The sequence below is a fragment of the Maricaulis salignorans genome, from assembly GCF_900103475.1.
Taxonomy (GTDB): domain Bacteria; phylum Pseudomonadota; class Alphaproteobacteria; order Caulobacterales; family Maricaulaceae; genus Maricaulis; species Maricaulis salignorans.
Map to the genome: position 1 here is coordinate 110,056 of NZ_FNHG01000003.1, position 20,326 is coordinate 130,381.

The following is a 20,326-nucleotide window of genomic DNA, read 5'->3' on the forward strand; positions in this document are numbered from 1 at the left end:
TGCCAGCCGGGTCAGGCATCCTCGCCCAATTCCTGCACCATACGGCCGTCGCTTAAGGTTTCCGCTCCGGAGACTACCACTCGCTGCCCTGCCGCAACATCGCCAGCGATCGCAATAAAGCCATTATCGCGCACGCCCGCTGTGACGGCGATTTGATGTGCGATATTGTCGGCATCGACGGTGAAGATGAAGGCGCCATTGGAGCGCAGGATCACGGCATCATAGGGCGCTGCCAATTGCGTGCGCGGCGTCTCGGCAGGGAAGGCCGCACGGGCCGCGGAGCCGACAATCCAGTCGGAACCCGCCAAATCGATCCGCACCTCGAATGTCCGCGACACGGCATCGCCCACCGGAATAATGGCCCGGATGGGCGCTGTCGTGCTGCCGCCCTCACCCATCGACAGGACGACTTCCTGACCAAGGCTGAGATAGGGCGCAATTGCGACCGGGGCCTGGGCGACCGCTTCCTTGTGATCGATATCGACAATGCGCGCGATATCGCGGCCCGGTGCCGACAGCTCGCCCGCCTGGATGAGACGTTCAACCACACGACCGGCAAAGGGTGCGAGAATGCGGGTGCGCTCCAGCTCCAGTTCGGCCCGCGACACGGCCGAGCGCGCCTCGCGCACATCCTGCAGAGCCAGATCACGCGCCAGCTCGACCTCGCGCAATCGGGTCGGCGGCACGGTTCCATTCCTCGCCAGGCTCTCGAACCGGGCGGCCTCGGCGCTCTGGTAATCACCATTCGCCGTCGCCCGGGCCAGCCGCGCCCGTGATTCGTCGAGTGCGATCCGGGCCTGGCGATCATCCATCTGAGCGATCAGGCCGCCGGCCTCGATCCTGTCGCCAGCCTCGGCGATGAAAGTGATGCGTCCCGACGCTTCAGCCGCGATGCGCGCATCATTGCGGGCCACAACGCTGGCTGGCGTGGTGATGGTGCGGGCCATATCGCGTTCGACGATGGTGGCGCTGCGAATAATGGCTGGCGGCGGCCCGTCCTGGGCGACGGCCACGGCCGGGACCAGGGTCAGGAGGCCCAGTCCAGCGAAGGCAGCGAAGATTTGCGCGGATGATGTCATGGGGTCGGATCCTTGTGACGTCGGTCTATTCGGCCGGGGCCAGCGGAGCGGAGGGGAGCCGTGCGTCCTGGCGGCTCTCACCGAGGCGCAACAGGCAGGGGATCAGGACGAGGGTAAAAATCAGACTGACGCTCATTCCGCCGACAATCGCCGCAGCCAGGCCGCGATAGATGGCGCTGCCAACACCCGGCACAAGCAGCAGCGGGAGCATGCCCAGAAGACTGGTCATCGTGCTCATGAAAATGGGCCGCAAGCGCATACGCAGGGCCTGTTCGACCGCATCGCGGCGTAACATCCCGTCACGCTCACCCTGGCGCGTCTGGTCGACCAGAAGAATGGCATTATTGATCACCAGCCCCAGCAGAATAACGAAGCCCATCATGGTCAGCAGATCGAGCGGCTGTGTCACCCAGATATTGAGTATCTGCAGCATCACCACACCGCCAACCCCGGCCAATGGCAGCGAGACCAGCACCAACGCTGCGTCGCGCAGCGAGCGGAACATGCCAGCCAGGATCAAAAAGAGAATGATCAAGGCCATTCCCATATTCGTCGCCATCGTCATCTTGGCGCGTTCCAGGCTGTCAGCGCTGCCGCCATAGGTCACCGAGCCATCGGGCGGCAGTGCGGCACGGATGGCCGGTTCGACCTCATTCTGGACGACAGTGAGGATTTCCTCGAGCGATTGCCCCTCGGGCTGGTTGATATTGATTGTCACGGTGCGTCGCCGGTTGAGGCGTTGAATGCCACCCGGCCCGACATCTTCACGGATCTCGATGAGGTCACCCAGTGGCACAACCGCTCCGGACGGCGTCGCAATCGGAAGGCCGGCGAGCTGATCGGGAGTCTCCCAGCCATTCGAGCGCAGGATGACATTCATCCGGCTGTCGCCATCGAAATACTCGCCGATGAACTGGCCATCACCGAGCATCGCGATCATGCCCGCCACATTGCGCCGGGCCCATCCGGCCTCCTGGATGCGGCGGTCATCGGGGATCATGGTCAGGCGAGGCTGATTATCCTGAGGCGGTGGATTGGCATTGATGTTCACGCCAGGGAAACGCTCGCGCAAAATCGCGAGCCCGGCATTGACGGCTCTCCCCCGTGCCTCGGAATCGGCGCTCTGGACATTGACCTGGATATTGCCGCCCTGAGCGAATCCACCAAACAGATCGCCCTGCTGGGCAAAGCCCATCACATCGGGGATCCCGGTGATGATCTCCTCGCGGACGATCCGCTCAAGCTCGCCGACCCGACTCTGGTCAAGCACCCGAATCCCCGCCGTCGCACCGCCACCACCGGGGAAGGTCCCGAAATAATAATTGCGCAGCGCCGGCTCGCGTTCGCCAGACATGTACGGAGCCAATCGCTCAATGATCGTCGCAGCGACCTCAGTCTCGATCCAGTCCATATTGGAGCCTGGCGGAAAAATGAAAAAGGCATCGACCGCATCGCGCTTGACGGGCGGCAAATAGTCCATCTGCGGCCGGATCGTCCAGGTCGTGGCGATCGGAATCGCGATCAGGCCCGCGATCACGCCAAGGCGAATACGCGGATTATCGCTCAGCGACAGGATGGCATCGGCGATGCGGTTGAGGATTGGCTGACGGGTCGCTGCCGGGCGATCCCGGATCCAGTATTTGGCGGCCACGGGCAGGATCGTGACCGCAACAATCATGGAAATCGCGACCCCGACGGCGATGGTGATGGCAAGATCGGCGAATAACTGCCCCTCGACATCACGGATGAAGATGATCGGCAGAAAGATCGCAACCGTAGTGACGGTGGAGGCCAGCAGGGCACCCCAGACCTGGGTGGCACCCTTCTCCGAAGCGGTATCGGCATCCTCCCCCATTTCACGGCGCCGGATGATGTTTTCCAGCACAATAATCGCCGCATCCATCACCATGCCGGTGGCAAAGGCGAGGCCCGCCAGAGAAATCACGTTCAGGGAACGATTGAACAGGAAAAGCACGATCAGGGTCGAGAGCAACGAAACCGGGATCGCCAGCGAGATGATCAGCGTGGCCCGCGAACGCCGCAGGAACAGCCAGAGCCCGAAAATCGCCAGCCCGACACCGAGCAGTAAATTGGTCCGCAGCAGATCGATCGCCCGCATGATGAACACCGAAGCGTCGAAGGACGGTGCCATGACGAGCTGTTGTTCAGCCAGGATGTTCTCATTGATTTGCGCGACTTCGGCTTTCACGGCATCGAGGGCCGCCAGTACATTGGCGCCAGGCTGGCGGCGCACTTCGATCCCCATTGCGGGATTGCCGTTCTGGTAGGTGAAATTCGTCCGCTCACCGTAATTGATCTCGACCGTGGCGAGGTCGCCGAGCCGGACCGGGTTTCCATCACGCCAGACGACCACCAGCTCGTCCATCTCGGCCGGTTCGAACTCGCCCTCGAAGCGCATCTGATAGGAGCGCCGGCCGATTTCCGCATTGCCGCCGGAGACATCCTGGTTGTTGACGATCGCCGCGGATATTTCCGGCAGCGTCACGCCCAGTGCGGCAGCGCGGTAGGGATCGACGGTGATTTGAAGCTCTTCGGGCTGCTGCCCCCATCCAATCTGGACGCTGGCCACGCCGGGGATCGCTTCCAGCCGCGGCACGACCTGGTCTTCGATCAGACTGGAGTAATCATTGATAGCGCGCGGATTGCCTGGCAGCGCCTGAACGAAGAACCAGATCAGGCTTTGCTGGGCATCGCCGCCAAAGCCGCCAATATTCGGCCCGACCGCATCGCGGGGCAGAGGCGGTAATTGCGAGAGACGATTCGAGATCTCGATCGCCGTTTGCGTCATGTCAGTTTCAAGCGCGAAGGTGAGATTGACGAAGGCGGAGCCCTCCCCGACGAAGACGCGCATCTCCTCCATGCCGGCCAGGCCGGCCAGCGCCTGCTCCTGCGGCTCGATGATCTCTGATTCCATTTCCTGCGGTGAGGCCGAGCGCCAGAAGGTCGCGATATTGACCTGCGGCTGCTGGGTGTCCGGAAATAGCTGGATCGGCAGGCGCGTAAAGGCGACCAGGCCGAGAACCACAATCAGGGCAATGCCGACAAAAACGGCAGCAGGATTGTTCAGTGACAGTCGTGTAAGTGGCATGTGCGTCTCCCTCGCACTTACCTCATACCCGTCGCGAACGTGCTAGAACGATGTAACAATGATTAAATATTGCTAAGGCGGCTCACAGTACAGTGAGCCGCCTCAATAATCAGCAGCGTCAGGCTGCTTCGTGCTTGAGAACATGGTCGCTGACCGAGTATTTCGCCTCGGTCTGGCCGGCAACAAGCTCCAGCGATGCGCCCGGTGCCAGTTCGATCAGCACCAGACCGTCCGGTGTCACGTCAAACACGCCCAGTGTCGTGATGATGCGGTCGACACAGGCCTGACCGGTCAGTGGCAGCGAACACGCCTTGAGGAGTTTGGATTCGCCGGCCTTGTTGGCGTGGTCCATGATCACGACGACGCGCTTGACGCCGGCGACCAGATCCATCGCGCCGCCCATGCCCTTCACGAGCTTGCCCGGGATCATCCAGTTGGCGATATCGCCATTTTCCGACACTTCCATCGCACCCAGGATGGACAGATCAATATGGCCACCGCGGATCATCGCGAAACTGTCGGCGGACGAAAAATAGCTCGTCCGGCGTAGCTCGGTAATGGTCTGCTTGCCGGCATTGATCAGATCGGCATCAACCTCGTCATCATAGGGGAAAGGCCCCATGCCCAGCATGCCGTTTTCCGACTGCAGGGTGACGTCGATATTTTCGGGAATGTAATTGGCAACCAGGGTCGGGATGCCGATCCCCAGATTGACGTAGAAACCGTCTTCCAGCTCTTGTGCGGCGCGGCGTGCCATTTCATCGCGTGTCCAGGCCATCTTCAGTCTCCAGTTCTGTGCCGCGGGGCGGCCGGTATCATTGTGTTCGTGCGGTTCCACAGGCAGCGCAGTCTCATTGCGGCCGCCCGTCGCTCATGCATTCGGCAGAATAGGCCCTGGCATATCCCTCGCCATAACAGGCCAGAAAACCGTCCCCGACATTGAGATTGGGGATCGCACCATTCTCTAATGGCGTCTGCAGCAGCAGGCGGGCGTAGGCGGAATCGAGGGCATCGCGGTCATCTTCCAGGAACGCGATGGTCGCATCGACATAGCTGTTCCAGTCGAGGCGATCTCCGTCGTGGTAGGGCGCGCTATAGGAGGCGCGGAAGAATTCCAGAGCTCGCCCGGTTTCGCCGGCGAAAGCGAAGAGCTGGCCGGCATGGAAGCGCAATACCCGCACATTATAGGCCTCCAGCGAGACATGCGAGTAGAGCAGATAGTCCGCGACGAGAGCGCCTGCAGCTGAGTGGCAGGCCTCCATCTCACCCAGCGGGCGCCAGCCCTCGCCCGGCGTCTGGTCGAAATCCTCATAGCTCATCGCGAGATAGCCGGCGCGTTGATCTGCGGAAATTTCGCAAACCGTGGCGGCGGCTGGCTGGACCAGCGCGAACAGGAGCGCAGCGATCATGCTCACGCGCTCTCACGCTGACGGACGGTCCGCTGCTCGATACGTTTCTCAAACGAACCGACAAAGACGCGCTGCACGAAAATGCCCGGCGTATGGATGTGATCGGGATCGAATGAGCCCAGCTCGACGATTTCCTCGACCTCGGCGATCGTCACTTTACCGGCCGTCGCCATCATCGGGTTGAAATTGCGGGCGGTCTTGCGGAAGATCAGATTGCCTTGCGGATCAGCCTTCCAGGCCTTGATGATCGAGACATCGGCCGTCAGCCCGGTTTCAAGGATATAACGCTCGCCGGCAAAAGTGCGGGCTTCCTTGCCTTCGGCGATCAGGGTTCCGACACCGGTCTTGGTGTAGAAGCCGGGAATGCCGGCACCGCCAGCGCGAATGCGCTCCGCCAGCGTACCCTGCGGATTGAATTCCAGCTCCAGCTCGGCGGCCAGGTATTGCCGTTCGAATTCCTTGTTCTCGCCGACATAGGACGAGATCATTTTCTTGATCCGCTTGGCGTCGAGCAAGACGCCGAGGCCGAAACCGTCAACGCCGCAATTATTCGAAATCACCGTCAGATCCTTGACGCCGGTGGCGAGCAGCGCGGCGATCGAATTTTCCGGAATACCACAGAGGCCGAAACCCCCGGACATCACTGTCATGCCGTCAAAGACCAAACCGTCCAGGGCAGCCTTGGCGTCGGGAAATACCTTTTTCATCGGGACCTCAGTCGAAAGTTGATGTTCGGTTCATGTTTATATCGCAGGCGCAGCAAAATACTAGCCGCTTACATCCGGTTCGGGAATCGTCTGACGCCGCGCATCGATCTCGATCGCCAGGGCGCCGCCGAAGAAGACGGCATAGGCAGACCAGTAAATCCACAGCAGGAATACCACAAGCGCGCCCATCGAGCCGTAGATACCAAAATCGAGCACCCGGCTGACATAGATGGAAAACCCTTTGGACAGGCTCAGCCACAAGCCGCATGACACCGCCGCGGCAATCAGTGACGGCCCCCAGGCAATCGCATACTCACTGCGGCGCATCGTCATGTGATAGAGCAGCGTCAGCGCCGCGAACATGGTCAGTCCGGTCGCCGACCACTCATTGATCACCGAGCGGATATCGAGCGGTTCCAGGCCCAGTGCCTCGAATAATTGCCGCATGAAGACCGGGATCACCAGCACCGCCAGATTCGCCGCGGTGATCAGAGCTCCCCCGATCAGCAGCGAGGTGATGGCGAGGAAGTTGAAATGGATGACATTGCGGATATCGCGATCTTCCGCGAGGTGATTGAGACCGGCAATCAAAGCCTTGGCGCCCCGCGCGGCCGCAAACAGGGCGATCAGAAGGGCGACGGCACCATTGAAGGACAGCGCCGAGATTGGCGCTTCGGTGATCCGCCCGATCTGGCCCATGACAAAAACCTGCGCGCCTTCCGGCATGATCTCGGCAAAACGCGCGATCTGGGCTTCGGCGTCAGCGGTCGAGAAAGCCAGGCCATAAATCGAGATGCCCAGCGCGATGGTCGGGAAGAGCGCCAGCATTCCAAAGAAGGAAACACCGCCGGCGAACAGCATGACATCGCGGGCCATGGAACGGCTGATCGCGGCAATAATGATCTCCAGCCAGGGCGGGAGATCGAGTTTGATCTTCAACAAGCGCTTGATTGATTGCAGCATGATGGCAGGAATGGGTCCGGTTCAAAGGGTCGCGATGCCTAATACGCCAAGATGGCGGTTTGCGCACCCTTGCTGTGAGGAGAGATCATGTCATTCGGCAAAGCCGTCGATCTATTGCGCCTGGCGCGCCTGGCCAGCGGGCATGTCGGCATCACGCTGAGCGATATCGAGGCCGAGTTCGGCGTGGTACGGCGGACCGCCCAACGCATGACCGATGCCCTCGCCCAGACCTTTCCCGATACCGAGGACTATATCGATTCAGACGGCCGCAAGCGCTGGCGGGTGCCGCGGCGCCGGGTTGCCGAATTCTTTGCCCCGACACCGGACGAGATCGCGACGCTGGAACTGGCGTGCGCCACACTCGAGCACCAGGGCTTGCCGACGGAAGCGGGACGGCTGCGTTCCTTGCGTGAAACCATCAAAATCCTGACCCCTGACAAACGCCATGCCCGGCTCGAGGCCGACGAAGAAGCCCTGCTTGAGGCCATGGGGCATGCGGCGCGTCCCGGCCCTCGCCCGGCCAGCGATCCGGCCGTCGATGCCGCCATCGCCGAAGCACTCAAAGGCCCGTTCGCGCTGGAAATTCTCTATCGCGGCCGGCAGGACAGTGCCGCCATGAAGCGACGGGTCGAGCCTTATGGTCTTCTGCTCGGTGCGCGCCGCTATCTCGTCGCCCGCGACCCGTCCAAGCCTGACGGGCATTTACGCCATTTCCGGGTCGAGGATATCGAACACGCCAGCGTCACCGAGGACTGGTTCGCCCGCGATGAGGGCTTTGACCTGGAGACCTATACCCGGCAGGCCTTTGGTGTGTTCCAGAACCAGGCGGAGTTTGGCGAGGTGGTCTGGAAATTCACCGCCCGCGCGGCGCCGCACGCGGCCCGCTTCCGCTTTCACCCCGACCAGACCAGCGAGGAACAGGCGGATGGCTCACTGATCGTGCGATTCTCCGCCTGTGGTTATCTGGAAATGTGCTGGCACCTCTATGCCTGGGGCGATCAGGTCGAGGTGATCGCGCCGCCTGCCCTCGCCGACATGGTCGCCGGCCATAGGCGCGGGGACTTCCCGGGATTTCCATAACCTCTCAGCGCACGGCGATCCGCACTGATTCCGATGGCAGCCAGGACGGCATGGAGTGTCCGTCAGATGCCGACATTGCCAGTCGATAGCCCTTGTGCAGATAGCGGCAAACCGAGCGCAAATCCTCGACATGCAGGCAGCTGATATCATCGCCGGGCTGTTGCATGCGGAAATAACCGTCACGAAAACGGTGCGGGGCCATTGAGCGCAGTGCGCCGCCGGCGCCTTCGACATATGCATTGATCGCGATTGCCATGATTGTTCTCCATCCGATTGGCTCGTTGGACATCATCATGGATCGCGCGGACGACAAAAACAGTCACCCACCCCGCCGGGCAGTCTTCAACGTCTTCGATATCGTCCAAAAAAATAAGACGCCGGTCGTTGGGGGCGACCGGCGTCTCGGGGTATTCGTATCACTACGAAGAGAAGCGGACTTGCGAGGGACAAGGGTGTCCGCTGATCTCGAGGATGAGAATGCCCTTCAGGCCCTGAACCCGGCATGAACGCATTCAGTCATCTTCATGACGGGTGAAACAGTGCCAGGTTTCAGCCACTTGCATTCCAGTCAGCGAGAATGGCGTCACGATCGGCACCGGGTTTGGATGCCGCGCCCTGCACTGCACCCGGCGTGCGCGAGAAGCGCGGTGCCGGGGCGGCCTGGCGCACACCGTCGATTTCAACATAGACGCCGCGCTGCGCCATGTGAGGATGGTCCGGCGACTCTTCGTAATTCAGGACCGGCGCAAAACAGACATCGCTGCCCTCGAGCAGGGCGCACCATTCATCGCGTGTCTTGCCAAGGAATATCGCCGCCAGCCGCGCCTTCGCTGCCGCCCAGTCCTCGCTGGTCCAGCTGGGCGGCATTGAGGCCGGGTCGATCCCGAGCTTGTCCATCAATTGTGCGTAAAATTGTGGCTCCAGCGGGCCGATCGAAACATGGCCGCCATCGGCGCAGGCATAGACGCCGTAAAAGTGCGCGCCGCCATCGAGCAGGTTTTCACCGCGCCTTGTATTCCACAACCCCATCGCCGCGAGCTGGTGCTGTGACGCCATCAGCGACGTCGCCCCATCGACGATTGCGGCATCGACCACCTGACCCTCGCCCGTAGCGCGGGCGTGCAGCAGCCCGGCCAGGACGCCGAACGCGAGATACATGGCGCCGCCGCCGAAATCGCCCACAAGATTGAGGGGCGGCACGGGCGTCTGCGTCGTGCCGATCGCGCCGAGCGCGCCGGTCAGGGAGATATAATTGATATCGTGCCCCGCCGCCTGGGCGAGTGGCCCGGTCTGGCCCCAACCAGTCATGCGGCCATAGACCAGCGCCGGATTGAGCCCGAAGGCGGCATCCGGCCCGAGGCCAAGACGTTCCATCACGCCGGGCCGGAAACCCTCGATCAGGATTTCCGCCTTGCTGATCAGGTCACGACAGATCGCCAGATCGCCCTCATCCTTCATATTCAGCGAGATCGACCGGCGCCCGCGCGCCAACACTTCGCTGGCGCCGCCACCATGAGCGCCGGGCCGGTCGATGCGTACGACATCGGCGCCCATATCGGCGAGCATCATGGCGCAGAAGGGCGCCGGGCCCAGGCCAACAAATTCCAGTACTTTAACCCCTTTTAGAGGTCCTTGCGCTTTCATGGGAACTTCCTTGCGAATCGGCAGTTTCGAAAGCGTGGCACTTGTGACAAACTCAAGAAACACCAAATCATCGGTGTCAGCGGCAGGGGGACGCATGGGGCGCGAATTGAACGTCCTGTTATTCGGGCATCCCGACCGTGTGGACGGTCTGGGCCAGGCGCTCGACTCCTTCACGCTCAGCACCCGCACCATCCGCGGCGACAGCCCGCCAGCCCGCAATCCGCGCCATTGGGCCTGCGGCGTCATCCTCGCCGAGAACGACCGCGATGTTGCGGACGGTCTGGCCGCACTGCAAGGTTTTGCGCCCGGTCGGCGACCGGTGATCGTCGTCCATCCCGACACGTTGTCAGGCAATGACGCCGTCGATTCCTGGATCCGTGAACCAACTCTGCCGGTACAGATCGCAGCCCGTATCCGCGCCCTCACCCGGTTGCATGCGATGGAGGAAGTCGCCAAGCGACGCACCGCTGTCACCGCGCTGTATGGCGATCGCGGCCGAAGTCTTGATCCGGTCGATCCAATGCCCTGCGTTCTGTATGTCGGCGATGCCTCACCGCGTTTCATGGCATTGCAGCACACGCTCAGGGGCGCAGATGCCGAAGTGATTGGCGCTTTCTCATCCTATTCCGCCTTCGACTATTTGCATGAACGTCCCTTCGACGCCGTAGTGCTCAATGCCGCGGGCAAGCGCGATGTGGCTTTCACCATTTCCTCGGCCATGCGGCGCAATGCGCGTCTCTACCATACGCCCGTATTGTTGATGGACACCGAGGACGACCCGCAAAGCGCTGAAGAGGCCTATGCGCGCGGTGTGTCCGACATCATCTCGCCGAGCACCGGCGACGCCGAAATGCGCGACCGTATTCTCGCCCTGGCCGCCGAAAGGCGTCGTCGCCGCCGGGCCAAGGCCGCACTGGAAGCGTGCCGCGAACCCCGCACCCTGGATATCGAGACCGGCCTGTTCCATGCCGCCTTTGTGACTTCGCATCTGCAGGACCTGATTCACGCCGCCGCCCGCGACGAGCTTTCACTGTCGGTGCTGGCGCTCAAAGTCGTCTCACCCCTGTCCGGTGACACAGGCGATACCGGCGCGACCGAAAAGGCCAAGCGCCAGTTCGCCGCCATGTTGCGCCATCTTTTGCGCACCGAAGATGCCGCGGCCCGGATCGGACCAGACACGTTTCTGGCCATCCTCCCTTTCACCGATACTGCCGGAATCGATTGCGTCGCCAAACGGGTCGCCGCGATCGCCGATTGCACCGCATTCGAGAGCGAGGATCCGCTACAGCCTTTCCGGCTCAGCGTCCTTTCAGCCTCCGTCGATCTACGCCCTGACGAAGCCGCCGAAGGCCTGATCGAACGTGCCGTCGCCAAATTACGGCGCAATGATCCGCTGGCAGCGCTGGGCTAACCGGCTGCTGCGCCCTGGCTGGCGGCTCTCACCGCAATATCGGCCAGCGGTCCCATGGCCCGCTCGATGGCGCGCAGACGATCATCCGGTGCATCCCACTCAGCCCGCAGGACCAGCTTGTGGTCGGGGCGAACCTTGAACAGGCCCTGGTTTTTCGAGATATGCTCGACCAGTCCTACCGGATCGACGAATTTGTCCGCCCGGAAATGGATCACGGCGCCCTTCGGCCCGGCATCGACTTTCTCGACCCCCGCCCGTTTGCACAGCGTCTTCACCGCGACGACCCGCAACAGGGTCTCCACCTCTGACGGCAATGGCCCGAAACGGTCAATCAGTTCGGCGGCAAAGCTCTCGCGATCCGTCTTGCTGTCGAGGGAGGACAGGCGGCGATAGAGCTGCAGCCGGACATCAAGATCCGAGACATAATAATCGGGGATCAGCACGGCCCCGCCGGCATTGATTTGCGGCGTCCACTCGCCTTCATCATGCTCCTCACCACCCTCGCGCAGAGAGGCTACAGCCTCCTCCAGCATGGATTGATAAAGCTCGACCCCGACATCCTTGATATGGCCGGATTGTTCCTCGCCGAGCAGATTGCCGCCGCCGCGCAGATCTAGATCATGGGAGGCCAGGGTGAAGCCGGCACCCAGCGCATCGAGGGAGTGCAGGACTTTCAGGCGCTTCTCCGCGCCGTCGGAGAGTTTTTGCCGTGCCGGCGTGGTCATATAGGCATAGGCGCGCGTCTTGGAACGCCCGACCCGGCCGCGCAACTGGTAGAGCTGCGACAGGCCGAAACGGTCAGCACGGTGGATGATCAGCGTGTTGGCGGTCGGGATGTCGATCCCGGACTCAATGATCGTAGTCGAGAGCAGGACATCATACTGGCCCTCATAGAAGGCCGTCATGATGTCTTCCAGCTGTGTCGCCGCCATCTGGCCATGGGCGGCCACAAAGGAGACTTCCGGCACGGATTCGCGCAGGAAGGTGATGATCTCCTCAAGGTCGCTGATCCGCGGTACGACGAAGAAGGCCTGGCCGCCGCGATATTTCTCGCGCAGCAGGGCCTCACGGATCGTGACCGTATCGAAGGGCGCGATATAGGTGCGTACGGCGAGACGATCGACCGGCGGCGTTGCGATGATGGAGAGGTCGCGGATGCCGGTCAGGGCGAGCTGGAGCGTGCGCGGGATCGGCGTCGCCGTCAGGGTCAGAACATGCACATCGGCCCGCAATTCCTTGAGCCTTTCCTTGTGCTTGACCCCGAAGTGCTGCTCCTCGTCGACGATCAGAAGGCCGAGATCAGAGAATTTCACCGTCTTGGCCAGCAAGGCATGGGTGCCGATCACGATTTCCACCTTGCCGTCGCGCAATTCATCCTTGGTCGCACTGGCCTGTTTGGTGCCGACCAGACGCGACAATTGCCGCACCTTGACCGGCCAGCCGCGGAAACGATCGACAAAGGTCTTGAAGTGCTGGCGCACCAGGAGCGTTGTCGGCGCGACGACAGCGACCTGGCGGCCGCTCATCGCCACAACGAAAGCCGCGCGCAGGGCCACTTCGGTCTTGCCAAATCCGACATCACCGCAGATCAGCCGGTCCATCGGGCGGCCGCGCGAGAGATCGCCGAGCACGTCCTCGACGGCATTGAGCTGGTCATCCGTCTCGGCAAAGGGAAAGGCGGTGCAGAACTCGTCCCAGCTGCCATGCTCCGGCACGATCGGATCGGCGGTGCGCGCCAGGCGTTTGGCGGCGATCTTGATCAGCGCGTCGGCCATGTCACGCAGGCGTTTCTTGGCCTTGGCCTTGCGCGCCTGCCAGGCGACACCGCCGAGCTTGTCGAGCTGGGCCGTATCGCTGTCAGCGCCATAGCGCGAAAGGAGTTCGATATTCTCGACCGGGAGGTAGAGCTTGGCCGCGCCGGAATATTCCAGCTCGAGGCAATCATGCGGCGCGTCCTGCACCGGCAGGGTTTTCAGACCGATGAAACGGCCCAGCCCGTGATCGGCATGGATCACCAGATCGCCCGGCGACAAGGCACCGGCCTCGACGATGATATCGGAGGATTTACGCCGCCGGCGTGGCCGCGCCAGGCGGTCCCCGAGAATGTCCTGCTCGGAGAGAATAGCGATGGTCTCGGTCTCGAAACCGCGCTCGACGGGCAGAATTGCACGCAAGACGGCTTTCGGCGGAGCCTTGGCGACCTCGTCCCAGTGCTCGACAGCGATGATCTTGCCGACGCCATGATCATTGAGGACCGAGGCCAGACGATCGGACGCGCCCGCGCTCCAGGAGGCGAGCACGACGCGCTTGCCTGATTTGACCAGCGCCTGGACATGCCGGGCTGCGGCGTCGAACACATTGGTATTCTCGGCAGCCCGCTCGGCGGCGAAAATGCGGCCCTGCTTGCCACCGACATCAATCGTTTGCGGTCCCGCCTCGTTGAAAGCGGTGAAACGGCGCACGGTGCGCCCGCTCAAGGTCTTGGCCCATTCGGCCTTGGCGAAATAGAGCTGGCTGGGCGGCAGGGCGCGATAGGTGGGCGCCGACAGGCTGGACTGGTGCGCCGTCTTGCTCGCCTCCTGGCGGGCATCGAAATAATCGGTGACCTGTTTGGCGCGTTCCGCAAAGGCATCATCGGCAAGATGATCAATCGCGATCAGGGCCGTGTCGGGCAAATAGTCGAACGGCGTCGCGAGCGCGTCATGAAAGAGCGGCAGCCAGTGCTCGACCCCTGCCGGCCGGGATCCGGCGCTGACCGCTTCATAGATCGGGTCTCCGCCCTTGGCGGCGCCAAAACTGCGCACAAAGGCGGCGCGGAAATGCGAAATACTCTCTTCGTCCAGCAGGACCTCGCTGACCGGATTGAATTCGATCGCGTTCAGCTGGCGCAGGGAACGCTGGGTCTCCGGGTCGAAGGAGCGGATTGATTCCAGCGTGTCGCCAAAGAAATCCAGCCGTACCGGTTCCGGTGCGCCCGGTGGATAGACATCGATGACACCGCCGCGCACCGCATAATCGCCCGGCTCCATCACGGTGGCAGCGCGGGCATAGCCATTGATGGTGAAATGCTGTTTGAGCATCTCGACATCCACACGATTGCCGGGCCGGGCGATGATGCCGGCAAGCGCCAGCACATCTTTCGGCGGACAGCGCTGGGCCATCGCATTGACGGTGGTGACGATCAGGCTGGTGTCCGGCAAATCTCCCGAGGCCAGCCGCGCCAGCGTCGCCGCCCGGCGGGCCGCGACACGCGGCGATGGCGAGATGCGGTCATAGGGCTGACAGTCCCAGGCCGGCAGGCGCAGGATTTCCAGACCGGGCGCAAAGAATCCCAGCTCGGCGACGAAAGCCGCCGCACGGCTGTCATCGCGCGCGATGAAGACATTGACGCCGCGCCGCAGCCGCGCTGTATCGGCAAAGACCAGCGCGTCGAGGCCTTCCGGGGCCCCGCAGACAGTGGCGGGCCCCTGAACCCGGGCAATCATCTCAATTTCGGACATATCGCCTGTTTTCAGCTTTGGGTTGGCTTCAGTATGCGGTGGGCTTCAGACTTTGGGACCGTCGCCGAAGGCGGCATCGCGATCGACACGGAAGGATTTCAAGGCGTCCATCACCGGCGTGTCAAAGGCCGCTGGCGTTGGCGCGCTACCGATCACCCAGCTATAGATATCGGCATCAAGTTGATCGAGCAGGCGATCAAAATCGTCGACATCGGTTTCCGACATCGTTTCGAGCGCTTGGTCAGCATAGCGCCCCAGGATCAGGTCGGCTTCCTTGAAGCCGCGCCGCCAGGCCCGGATACGCAGTTTCTTGCGGCGATTCTCGAGTGTTTCGGTCATGGTGGCGGATATAGTCCGCGAATGAGGCCGCGTCGACCAGTGGCAGATGCAGATGTTGGCGATAGAGTGAAAAATAATGCGACCCGAGATTCTCTTCCCCCTGTTCCAGGACGTGATCGTCCTGCCCGGCATCGGCCCGCGACTGGCGGCGCTGCTCTCGAAGGCCGCAGGGCCGCGCGTCAAGGACGTCCTGTTTCAACTGCCCACCGGCCTGGTTGATCGCAGCCAGACCACCACCATCGCCGAGGCGCCCGACGGCCAGATCATCACCCTGACCGCCAAGGTGGAGGAACATTTCCCCAGCACGCGTCAGGGCAAGCCCTACAAGGTGCGACTGTTCGACGGCACAGCCTTTCTCCACCTGGTCTATTTCCACGCCCGCCGCGAATATCTCGAAAAACTCCTGCCCGTCGGCGAGACACGAATAGTATCGGGGCGGGCCGAACGTTTCGGGTCGGAGATCCAGATCGTGCATCCCGATCTGGTGATGAGCGAAGATGAGGCCGCCGACACGGCCCTGCTGGAACCGGTCTATCCGCTCACTGCCGGGCTGACAGCCAAGGTCATGCGCAAGTCCGCGGCCGGGGCCCTGAGCCTGCTGCCCGTGATGCCCGAATGGCAGGATGAGGGTTTATGCGTCGAGCACGCCTGGCCGGATTTCAAGGGCGCAATGGACCAGGCGCATCACCCGCAGACCGCCGCCGATCTCGAGCCCTTGCACCCGGCGCGCGAACGGCTGGCGTTTGACGAACTGCTCGCGCATCAGCTGGCGCTGCAATTGGCGCGAGCGCGGCGCAAGGCACTGCCGGGGCGAACCCTGGATGGCGATAATGCCAAGATCGACGCCGTGCTGGCGAACGCCCCGTTCAAGCCGACCGGTGCCCAGACACGCGCCTTTGAGGAAATCCGCGCCGATATGGCCCTGCCCTCGCGCATGACGCGGATGCTGCATGGTGATGTCGGCGCCGGCAAAACCTTTGTCGCAGCCCTCGCTGCTGCCAAGGCCGCTGAATCCGGCACCCAGACCGCCATCATGGCCCCGACCGAGATTCTCGCGCGCCAGCACGCCAGGACACTGGCAGAGCTTCTTGCACCGGCGGGGATGCGCGTGGCCATCCTCACCGGACGCGACAAGGGCAAGGCCCGTGCCGAAATCCTCGAACAGATGCGGACCGGCGTGGTTGATGTCGTCTGCGGCACCCATGCCCTGTTCCAGGACGGGGTCGAGTTCGCCGATCTCGCCCTGGTGGTGATTGACGAGCAACATCGTTTCGGCGTCTCGGACCGTATGCGGCTCACGGCCAAGGGGCATCGCCCCGATACGCTGGTGATGACCGCGACCCCGATCCCGCGCACCCTCGCCCTTGCCGTGCACGGCGATCTCGATGTCTCCAGGCTCGACGAGAAACCGGCCGGCCGCATCCCGCCCGATACGCGTCTGGTGCCGATGGAGCGGCTGGACGATGTCATTGAAGGTGTGCGGCGGGCGATCTCGAAGGGTGACCGCGTCTATTGGGTTTGCCCGCTGGTTGAGGAATCGGAGGTGTCCGAGCTTTCCGCCGCCGAGGATCGCTGGCGCCATTTGCGCGCCGCACTGGGTGATGAGCGTGTCGGGCTGATCCATGGCCGCATGAAAGCCGCCGAAAAAGAGAGCGTCGCGACGGCGTTCCGCGAAGGCAAGATGGATGTGCTCGTGGCGACAACGGTGATCGAGGTCGGCGTCGATGCGCCGGATGCGACGGTGATGATTATCGAGCACGCCGAACGCTTTGGCCTGGCGCAATTGCACCAGTTGCGCGGCCGGGTCGGGCGCGGTGAAAAGCCCTCTTCCTGCCTGCTCCTCTACAAGGGCCCGATCGGGGAGACCGCCAAGGCGCGTCTGGAGATGATGCGCGAAACCGATGACGGCTTCATTATCGCCGAGGAGGACTGGCGCCTGCGCGGGGCCGGCGATCCGCTGGGTTTGCGCCAGAGCGGCCTGCCCGATTTTGCCCTCGCGCGGCTGGAGGCGCACGGGCACCTCATTGCCCTGGCCAATGACACGGCCAAGCTGGCGGTCCACCGCGATGCCGAACTGACAACACCGCGCGGCGAAGCCCTGCGCACCCTGCTCTATCTGTTCGAGCAGGATCGCGGCATCAGACTGCTCAAATCCGGTTAGGGTGCGGCCTCAGGCGCAGCCGTCACGTCAGGCGGCAGGGTGTCACGGACCGTCTTGGGCAATTTGTCAGCCGTGACCATGCCGAAGGAAATGATTAGCTTGGCGGCCTCCTCGACCGACATGTCGACATGGATCGTATTGGCGCGCGGCGTGTAAAGCAGGAAGCCCGAAGTCGGATTGGGCGTGGTGGGAACGAAAAGCCCGATCACATCATCCCCGATCACCTCCTGCATCGCTCCGCGCCCTTCGGCCGATACGAAGGCGACCACATAGAGGCCCTTCATCGGATACTCGATCAGCACGACTTCCTTGAAGGAATTGGTCTTGCCGGAGAAGACCGTCTCGACGATCTGTTTAAGCGCACCATAGACATGGCGCACCAGCGGCACGCCATCGACCAGCCGCTCGCCCACCGAGATCAGGGTGCGGCCGAACAGATTGGCGGCCAGTGCACCGACCATGGTCAGCAAGACGACGGCAATCACCACGCCCAGGCCGGGAATGGTGTAATCACCCGGCAGATAATTTTCCGGGTTATAGCGCGCCGGGATCAACGGCTTGACGACATTGTCGACAAAACCGACGAAGCTGATGATCAAAAAGAGTGTGACACCAAGCGGGGTCGCGATGGCGATCCCGGTCAGAAAACTGTTGCGAAGCCATCGAAACATTGTGTTCGTGCACCCAATCTGCGCGGTTCACGCGCCCGGCCGCCCTGCCCTCAGACGGGGTCACAATACGTGAAGCATCCGACCGCGCCAACCGGTTGCACACCCGCAATGCGACAGAGATGATAGGGTGTCGTTTCGATGGAGCTATTGTGAGTTTGAACCTTATCGCCCGACACGCCTTCCTGCTCGCCTGCCTCGTCCTGGCCGCGCTGCTGCTCGTGGCCGCCTGGGTCTTGCGTGACCAGGTCTATCGCACGTTCCAGGATCCCGGGGTCCCGTTTCAGACCTATACCCCGCCCGAGGGCGCCGATTACGCCGAGGCCGCGGGCTGGTATGTCCGTGAAGCCTTCGCCAATGACGATGAGCCGGCGGTCTTCTTCGTCCATCCGACGACCTATTCCGGCGGCGGCAACTGGAATGGCCAGCTCGACAAGCCCAGCTCGGTCGAAGCCGTCACAGAGATCGTCCTGCCCAATTATGCCGCGCCTTTCGGCAATGCCGGCGCCCTCCATGCGCCGCGCTACCGGCAGGCCTCGCTCTATGCCTTCATGAATAACCGCGAAGACAGCGTCCGTGCCCGCCTGTTTGCCTATGAGGATGTCCAGCGCGCCTTCGATGCCTTCACCGCACAGATCGGCGATAGCCGCCCGATTATTCTGGCGGGCTACGGCCAGGGCGGACTGGATGTGCTCGGTCTCTTGCTTGACCGTTTTGCCGGGGATGCAGACCTGCAGACCCGTCTGGTCGCCGCCTATGTCATCGAATCGCCGGTCCCGCTCGACCTGTTCGCCGGACCGCTCAACCCGATTGCGCCCTGTATCACGCCGGAGGATGTGCGCTGCGTCTATGCCTTCACCTCGGCCATGGCCTCCGAAGAGGACCGGATCCATATCATCACCGAACGCGCCATGAGCTGGACACCGGATGGCCAACTCGATTTTGTCGATGGGCGCGGCCTGCTGTGCGTCAATCCGCTTTTGTCGGCGGTGAGCAATGAATATGCCTCGGCCCGCCAGCATCGCGGCGGCGTGGCCGCGGAGGGGCTCGACCCCGATGCCGTACCCGCTCCCATCCCGGCCCAGACCGGAGCCCAGTGCGCCGATGGCGTGCTGTTCTTCGAGCAGCCGCGCTCGCGCGCCCTGCACCGCCCGCGCCGCCTGGTCGAGGATTACCGGCTGCCGCCTTTCAATCTCTTCTATGAGGATCTGCGTTTCGATGTCGCGCGGCGAAGCCTGAACCTGGCGACCATCCTGCAGGATGAACGCCAATGGGCACCGGCCTTCGATGCGCCCGAGGCCATCGAGGACGCTCCGGTGATCGCCATCCCGGACCGGCGCCGTTACTGACGGGTCGACCTAGACGCGCTTGGCGATGGCGTCGAATTCCAGCAGGGTTTTCAGCAGGCCTTCAAACTCATGCAGCGGCACCATATTGGGACCGTCCGACGGCGCGTTGTCCGGATCAGGATGGGTTTCCATGAAGACAGCAGCGACACCAATGGCGACGGCAGCCCGCGCCAGGGTCGGAACGAATTCGCGTTGACCACCCGAAGTTGCGCCCTGCCCGCCGGGCTGCTGGACCGAATGGGTCGCGTCAAACACGACCGGCGCGCCAAAGCTCGCCATGATCGGCAGCGAACGCATATCGCTGACCAGCGTGTTGTAGCCGAAGCTGACGCCGCGCTCGCAGGCCATCACATTGGGATTGCCGGCGCCGGCGATTTTCTCGAGCACGTTCTTCATGTCCCAGGGGGCCAGGAACTGGCCTTTTTTGACATTGATCACCTTGCCGGTCTGGGCGGCGGCGACGAGCAGATCGGTCTGGCGGCACAGGAAGGCCGGAATTTGCAGCACATCGACGGCCTGGGCGGCAATCGCGGCGTGTTCGGCAGTATGGATATCGGTCAGGACCGGCAGGCCAATGCTCTCACGAATCTCGGCGAACACCGGCAGCGAGGCCTCAAGCCCCATGCCACGCTGGCTGTTGACGCTGGTACGGTTGGCTTTGTCGAAAGAGGTTTTGTAGATCAGGCCGATGTCGAGCCGGTCGGAGATGGCACGCAATTCCGACGCCACTTCCAGCCCATGCTGACGGCTTTCCAGCTGACACGGACCGGCAATAATGGTGAGCTTGCGGGCATTGCCGATCTCGATCGGGGTGCGGCCGGGTCTGGCGAGGGAGATGACGGCATTGAGCTGGCTCACGGAGAATTCCTCTTGCAGGGGTCGAACGGTGCGAGGCCGGCCGATGTGA

General features: G+C 62.7%; 16 protein-coding genes. 4 read left to right on the plus strand and 12 right to left on the minus strand.

The window, feature by feature from the left end:
• Positions 1–11: 11 nt before the first annotated feature.
• From BLT42_RS04055 to BLT42_RS04080, 6 genes are all read right to left on the minus strand, one after another.
• The gene (locus BLT42_RS04055; protein ID WP_091767246.1) at positions 12–1,079 is read right to left on the minus strand and encodes an efflux RND transporter periplasmic adaptor subunit; all 1,068 of its coding nucleotides are present in this window, start codon (positions 1,077–1,079) and stop codon (positions 12–14) included.
• Positions 1,080–1,104: 25 nt separating this feature from the next.
• A complete protein-coding gene (locus BLT42_RS04060) occupies positions 1,105–4,188 on the minus strand; it encodes an efflux RND transporter permease subunit (protein WP_091767249.1) in 3,084 nt (1,027 codons plus the stop codon).
• 118 nt (positions 4,189–4,306) lie between these two features.
• Positions 4,307–4,966, minus strand: coding sequence for a CoA transferase subunit B (locus BLT42_RS04065; RefSeq protein WP_091767559.1), 660 nt, complete (start codon positions 4,964–4,966; stop codon positions 4,307–4,309).
• A gap of 73 nt (positions 4,967–5,039) precedes the next feature.
• The gene (locus tag BLT42_RS04070; protein WP_091767253.1) at positions 5,040–5,603 is read right to left on the minus strand and encodes a hypothetical protein; all 564 of its coding nucleotides are present in this window, start codon (positions 5,601–5,603) and stop codon (positions 5,040–5,042) included.
• Positions 5,600–6,304, minus strand: a complete 705-nt coding sequence (locus BLT42_RS04075; protein ID WP_091767255.1) for a CoA transferase subunit A — start codon at positions 6,302–6,304, stop codon at positions 5,600–5,602. The genes BLT42_RS04070 and BLT42_RS04075 overlap by 4 nt, the downstream gene beginning before the upstream one ends.
• Positions 6,305–6,364: 60 nt before the next feature.
• Complete coding sequence (locus BLT42_RS04080; RefSeq protein WP_091767257.1) at positions 6,365–7,267, minus strand: YihY/virulence factor BrkB family protein; 903 nt, start codon at positions 7,265–7,267, stop codon at positions 6,365–6,367.
• An 87-nt stretch (positions 7,268–7,354) separates the two neighbouring features.
• Here BLT42_RS04080 and BLT42_RS04085 point away from each other — a divergent pair, with 87 nt between their 5' ends.
• On the plus strand, positions 7,355–8,347 hold the full coding sequence (locus BLT42_RS04085) for a helix-turn-helix transcriptional regulator (protein ID WP_091767259.1): 993 nt from the start codon (positions 7,355–7,357) through the stop codon (positions 8,345–8,347).
• Between the two features lie 4 nt (positions 8,348–8,351).
• On the opposite strand, the gene BLT42_RS04090 is transcribed toward BLT42_RS04085, so the two are convergent.
• Both BLT42_RS04090 and BLT42_RS04100 read right to left on the minus strand, forming a co-directional pair.
• Complete coding sequence (locus tag BLT42_RS04090) at positions 8,352–8,603, minus strand: hypothetical protein (RefSeq protein WP_091767261.1); 252 nt, start codon at positions 8,601–8,603, stop codon at positions 8,352–8,354.
• Between the two features lie 293 nt (positions 8,604–8,896).
• Complete coding sequence (locus BLT42_RS04100; protein WP_091767562.1) at positions 8,897–9,991, minus strand: CaiB/BaiF CoA transferase family protein; 1,095 nt, start codon at positions 9,989–9,991, stop codon at positions 8,897–8,899.
• 94 nt (positions 9,992–10,085) lie between these two features.
• Here BLT42_RS04100 and BLT42_RS04105 point away from each other — a divergent pair, with 94 nt between their 5' ends.
• A complete protein-coding gene (locus tag BLT42_RS04105) occupies positions 10,086–11,402 on the plus strand; it encodes a GGDEF domain-containing response regulator (RefSeq protein ID WP_091767265.1) in 1,317 nt (438 codons plus the stop codon).
• On the opposite strand, the gene mfd is transcribed toward BLT42_RS04105, so the two are convergent.
• Together mfd and BLT42_RS04115 are read right to left on the minus strand one after the other, a co-directional pair.
• Complete coding sequence (gene mfd, locus BLT42_RS04110) at positions 11,399–14,902, minus strand: transcription-repair coupling factor (RefSeq protein ID WP_091767267.1); 3,504 nt, start codon at positions 14,900–14,902, stop codon at positions 11,399–11,401. The genes BLT42_RS04105 and mfd overlap by 4 nt on opposite strands.
• 45 nt (positions 14,903–14,947) lie before the next feature.
• Complete coding sequence (locus BLT42_RS04115) at positions 14,948–15,241, minus strand: succinate dehydrogenase assembly factor 2 (RefSeq protein WP_091767269.1); 294 nt, start codon at positions 15,239–15,241, stop codon at positions 14,948–14,950.
• Positions 15,242–15,317: 76 nt separating this feature from the next.
• Here BLT42_RS04115 and recG point away from each other — a divergent pair, with 76 nt between their 5' ends.
• Positions 15,318–17,402: an ATP-dependent DNA helicase RecG gene (gene recG / locus BLT42_RS04120; RefSeq protein ID WP_091767271.1), complete on the plus strand. Its 2,085-nt coding sequence runs from the start codon at positions 15,318–15,320 to the stop codon at positions 17,400–17,402.
• Here recG and BLT42_RS04125 read toward each other — a convergent pair.
• Positions 17,399–18,073 carry a DUF502 domain-containing protein gene (locus BLT42_RS04125; protein ID WP_091767273.1) on the minus strand — a complete coding sequence of 225 codons (675 nt, stop codon included), beginning with the start codon at positions 18,071–18,073 and terminating at the stop codon, positions 17,399–17,401. The two genes, recG and BLT42_RS04125, sit on opposite strands and share 4 nt — an antisense overlap.
• 149 nt (positions 18,074–18,222) lie before the next feature.
• Here BLT42_RS04125 and BLT42_RS04130 point away from each other — a divergent pair, with 149 nt between their 5' ends.
• Positions 18,223–19,419, plus strand: a complete 1,197-nt coding sequence (locus tag BLT42_RS04130; protein WP_233342306.1) for a DUF3089 domain-containing protein — start codon at positions 18,223–18,225, stop codon at positions 19,417–19,419.
• Between the two features lie 9 nt (positions 19,420–19,428).
• Here BLT42_RS04130 and kdsA read toward each other — a convergent pair whose 3' ends face one another.
• Entirely contained in the window at positions 19,429–20,322 is an 894-nt protein-coding gene (gene kdsA, locus BLT42_RS04135; RefSeq protein WP_407657283.1) for a 3-deoxy-8-phosphooctulonate synthase, read from the minus strand.
• Between the last annotated feature and the right edge of the window lie 4 nt (positions 20,323–20,326).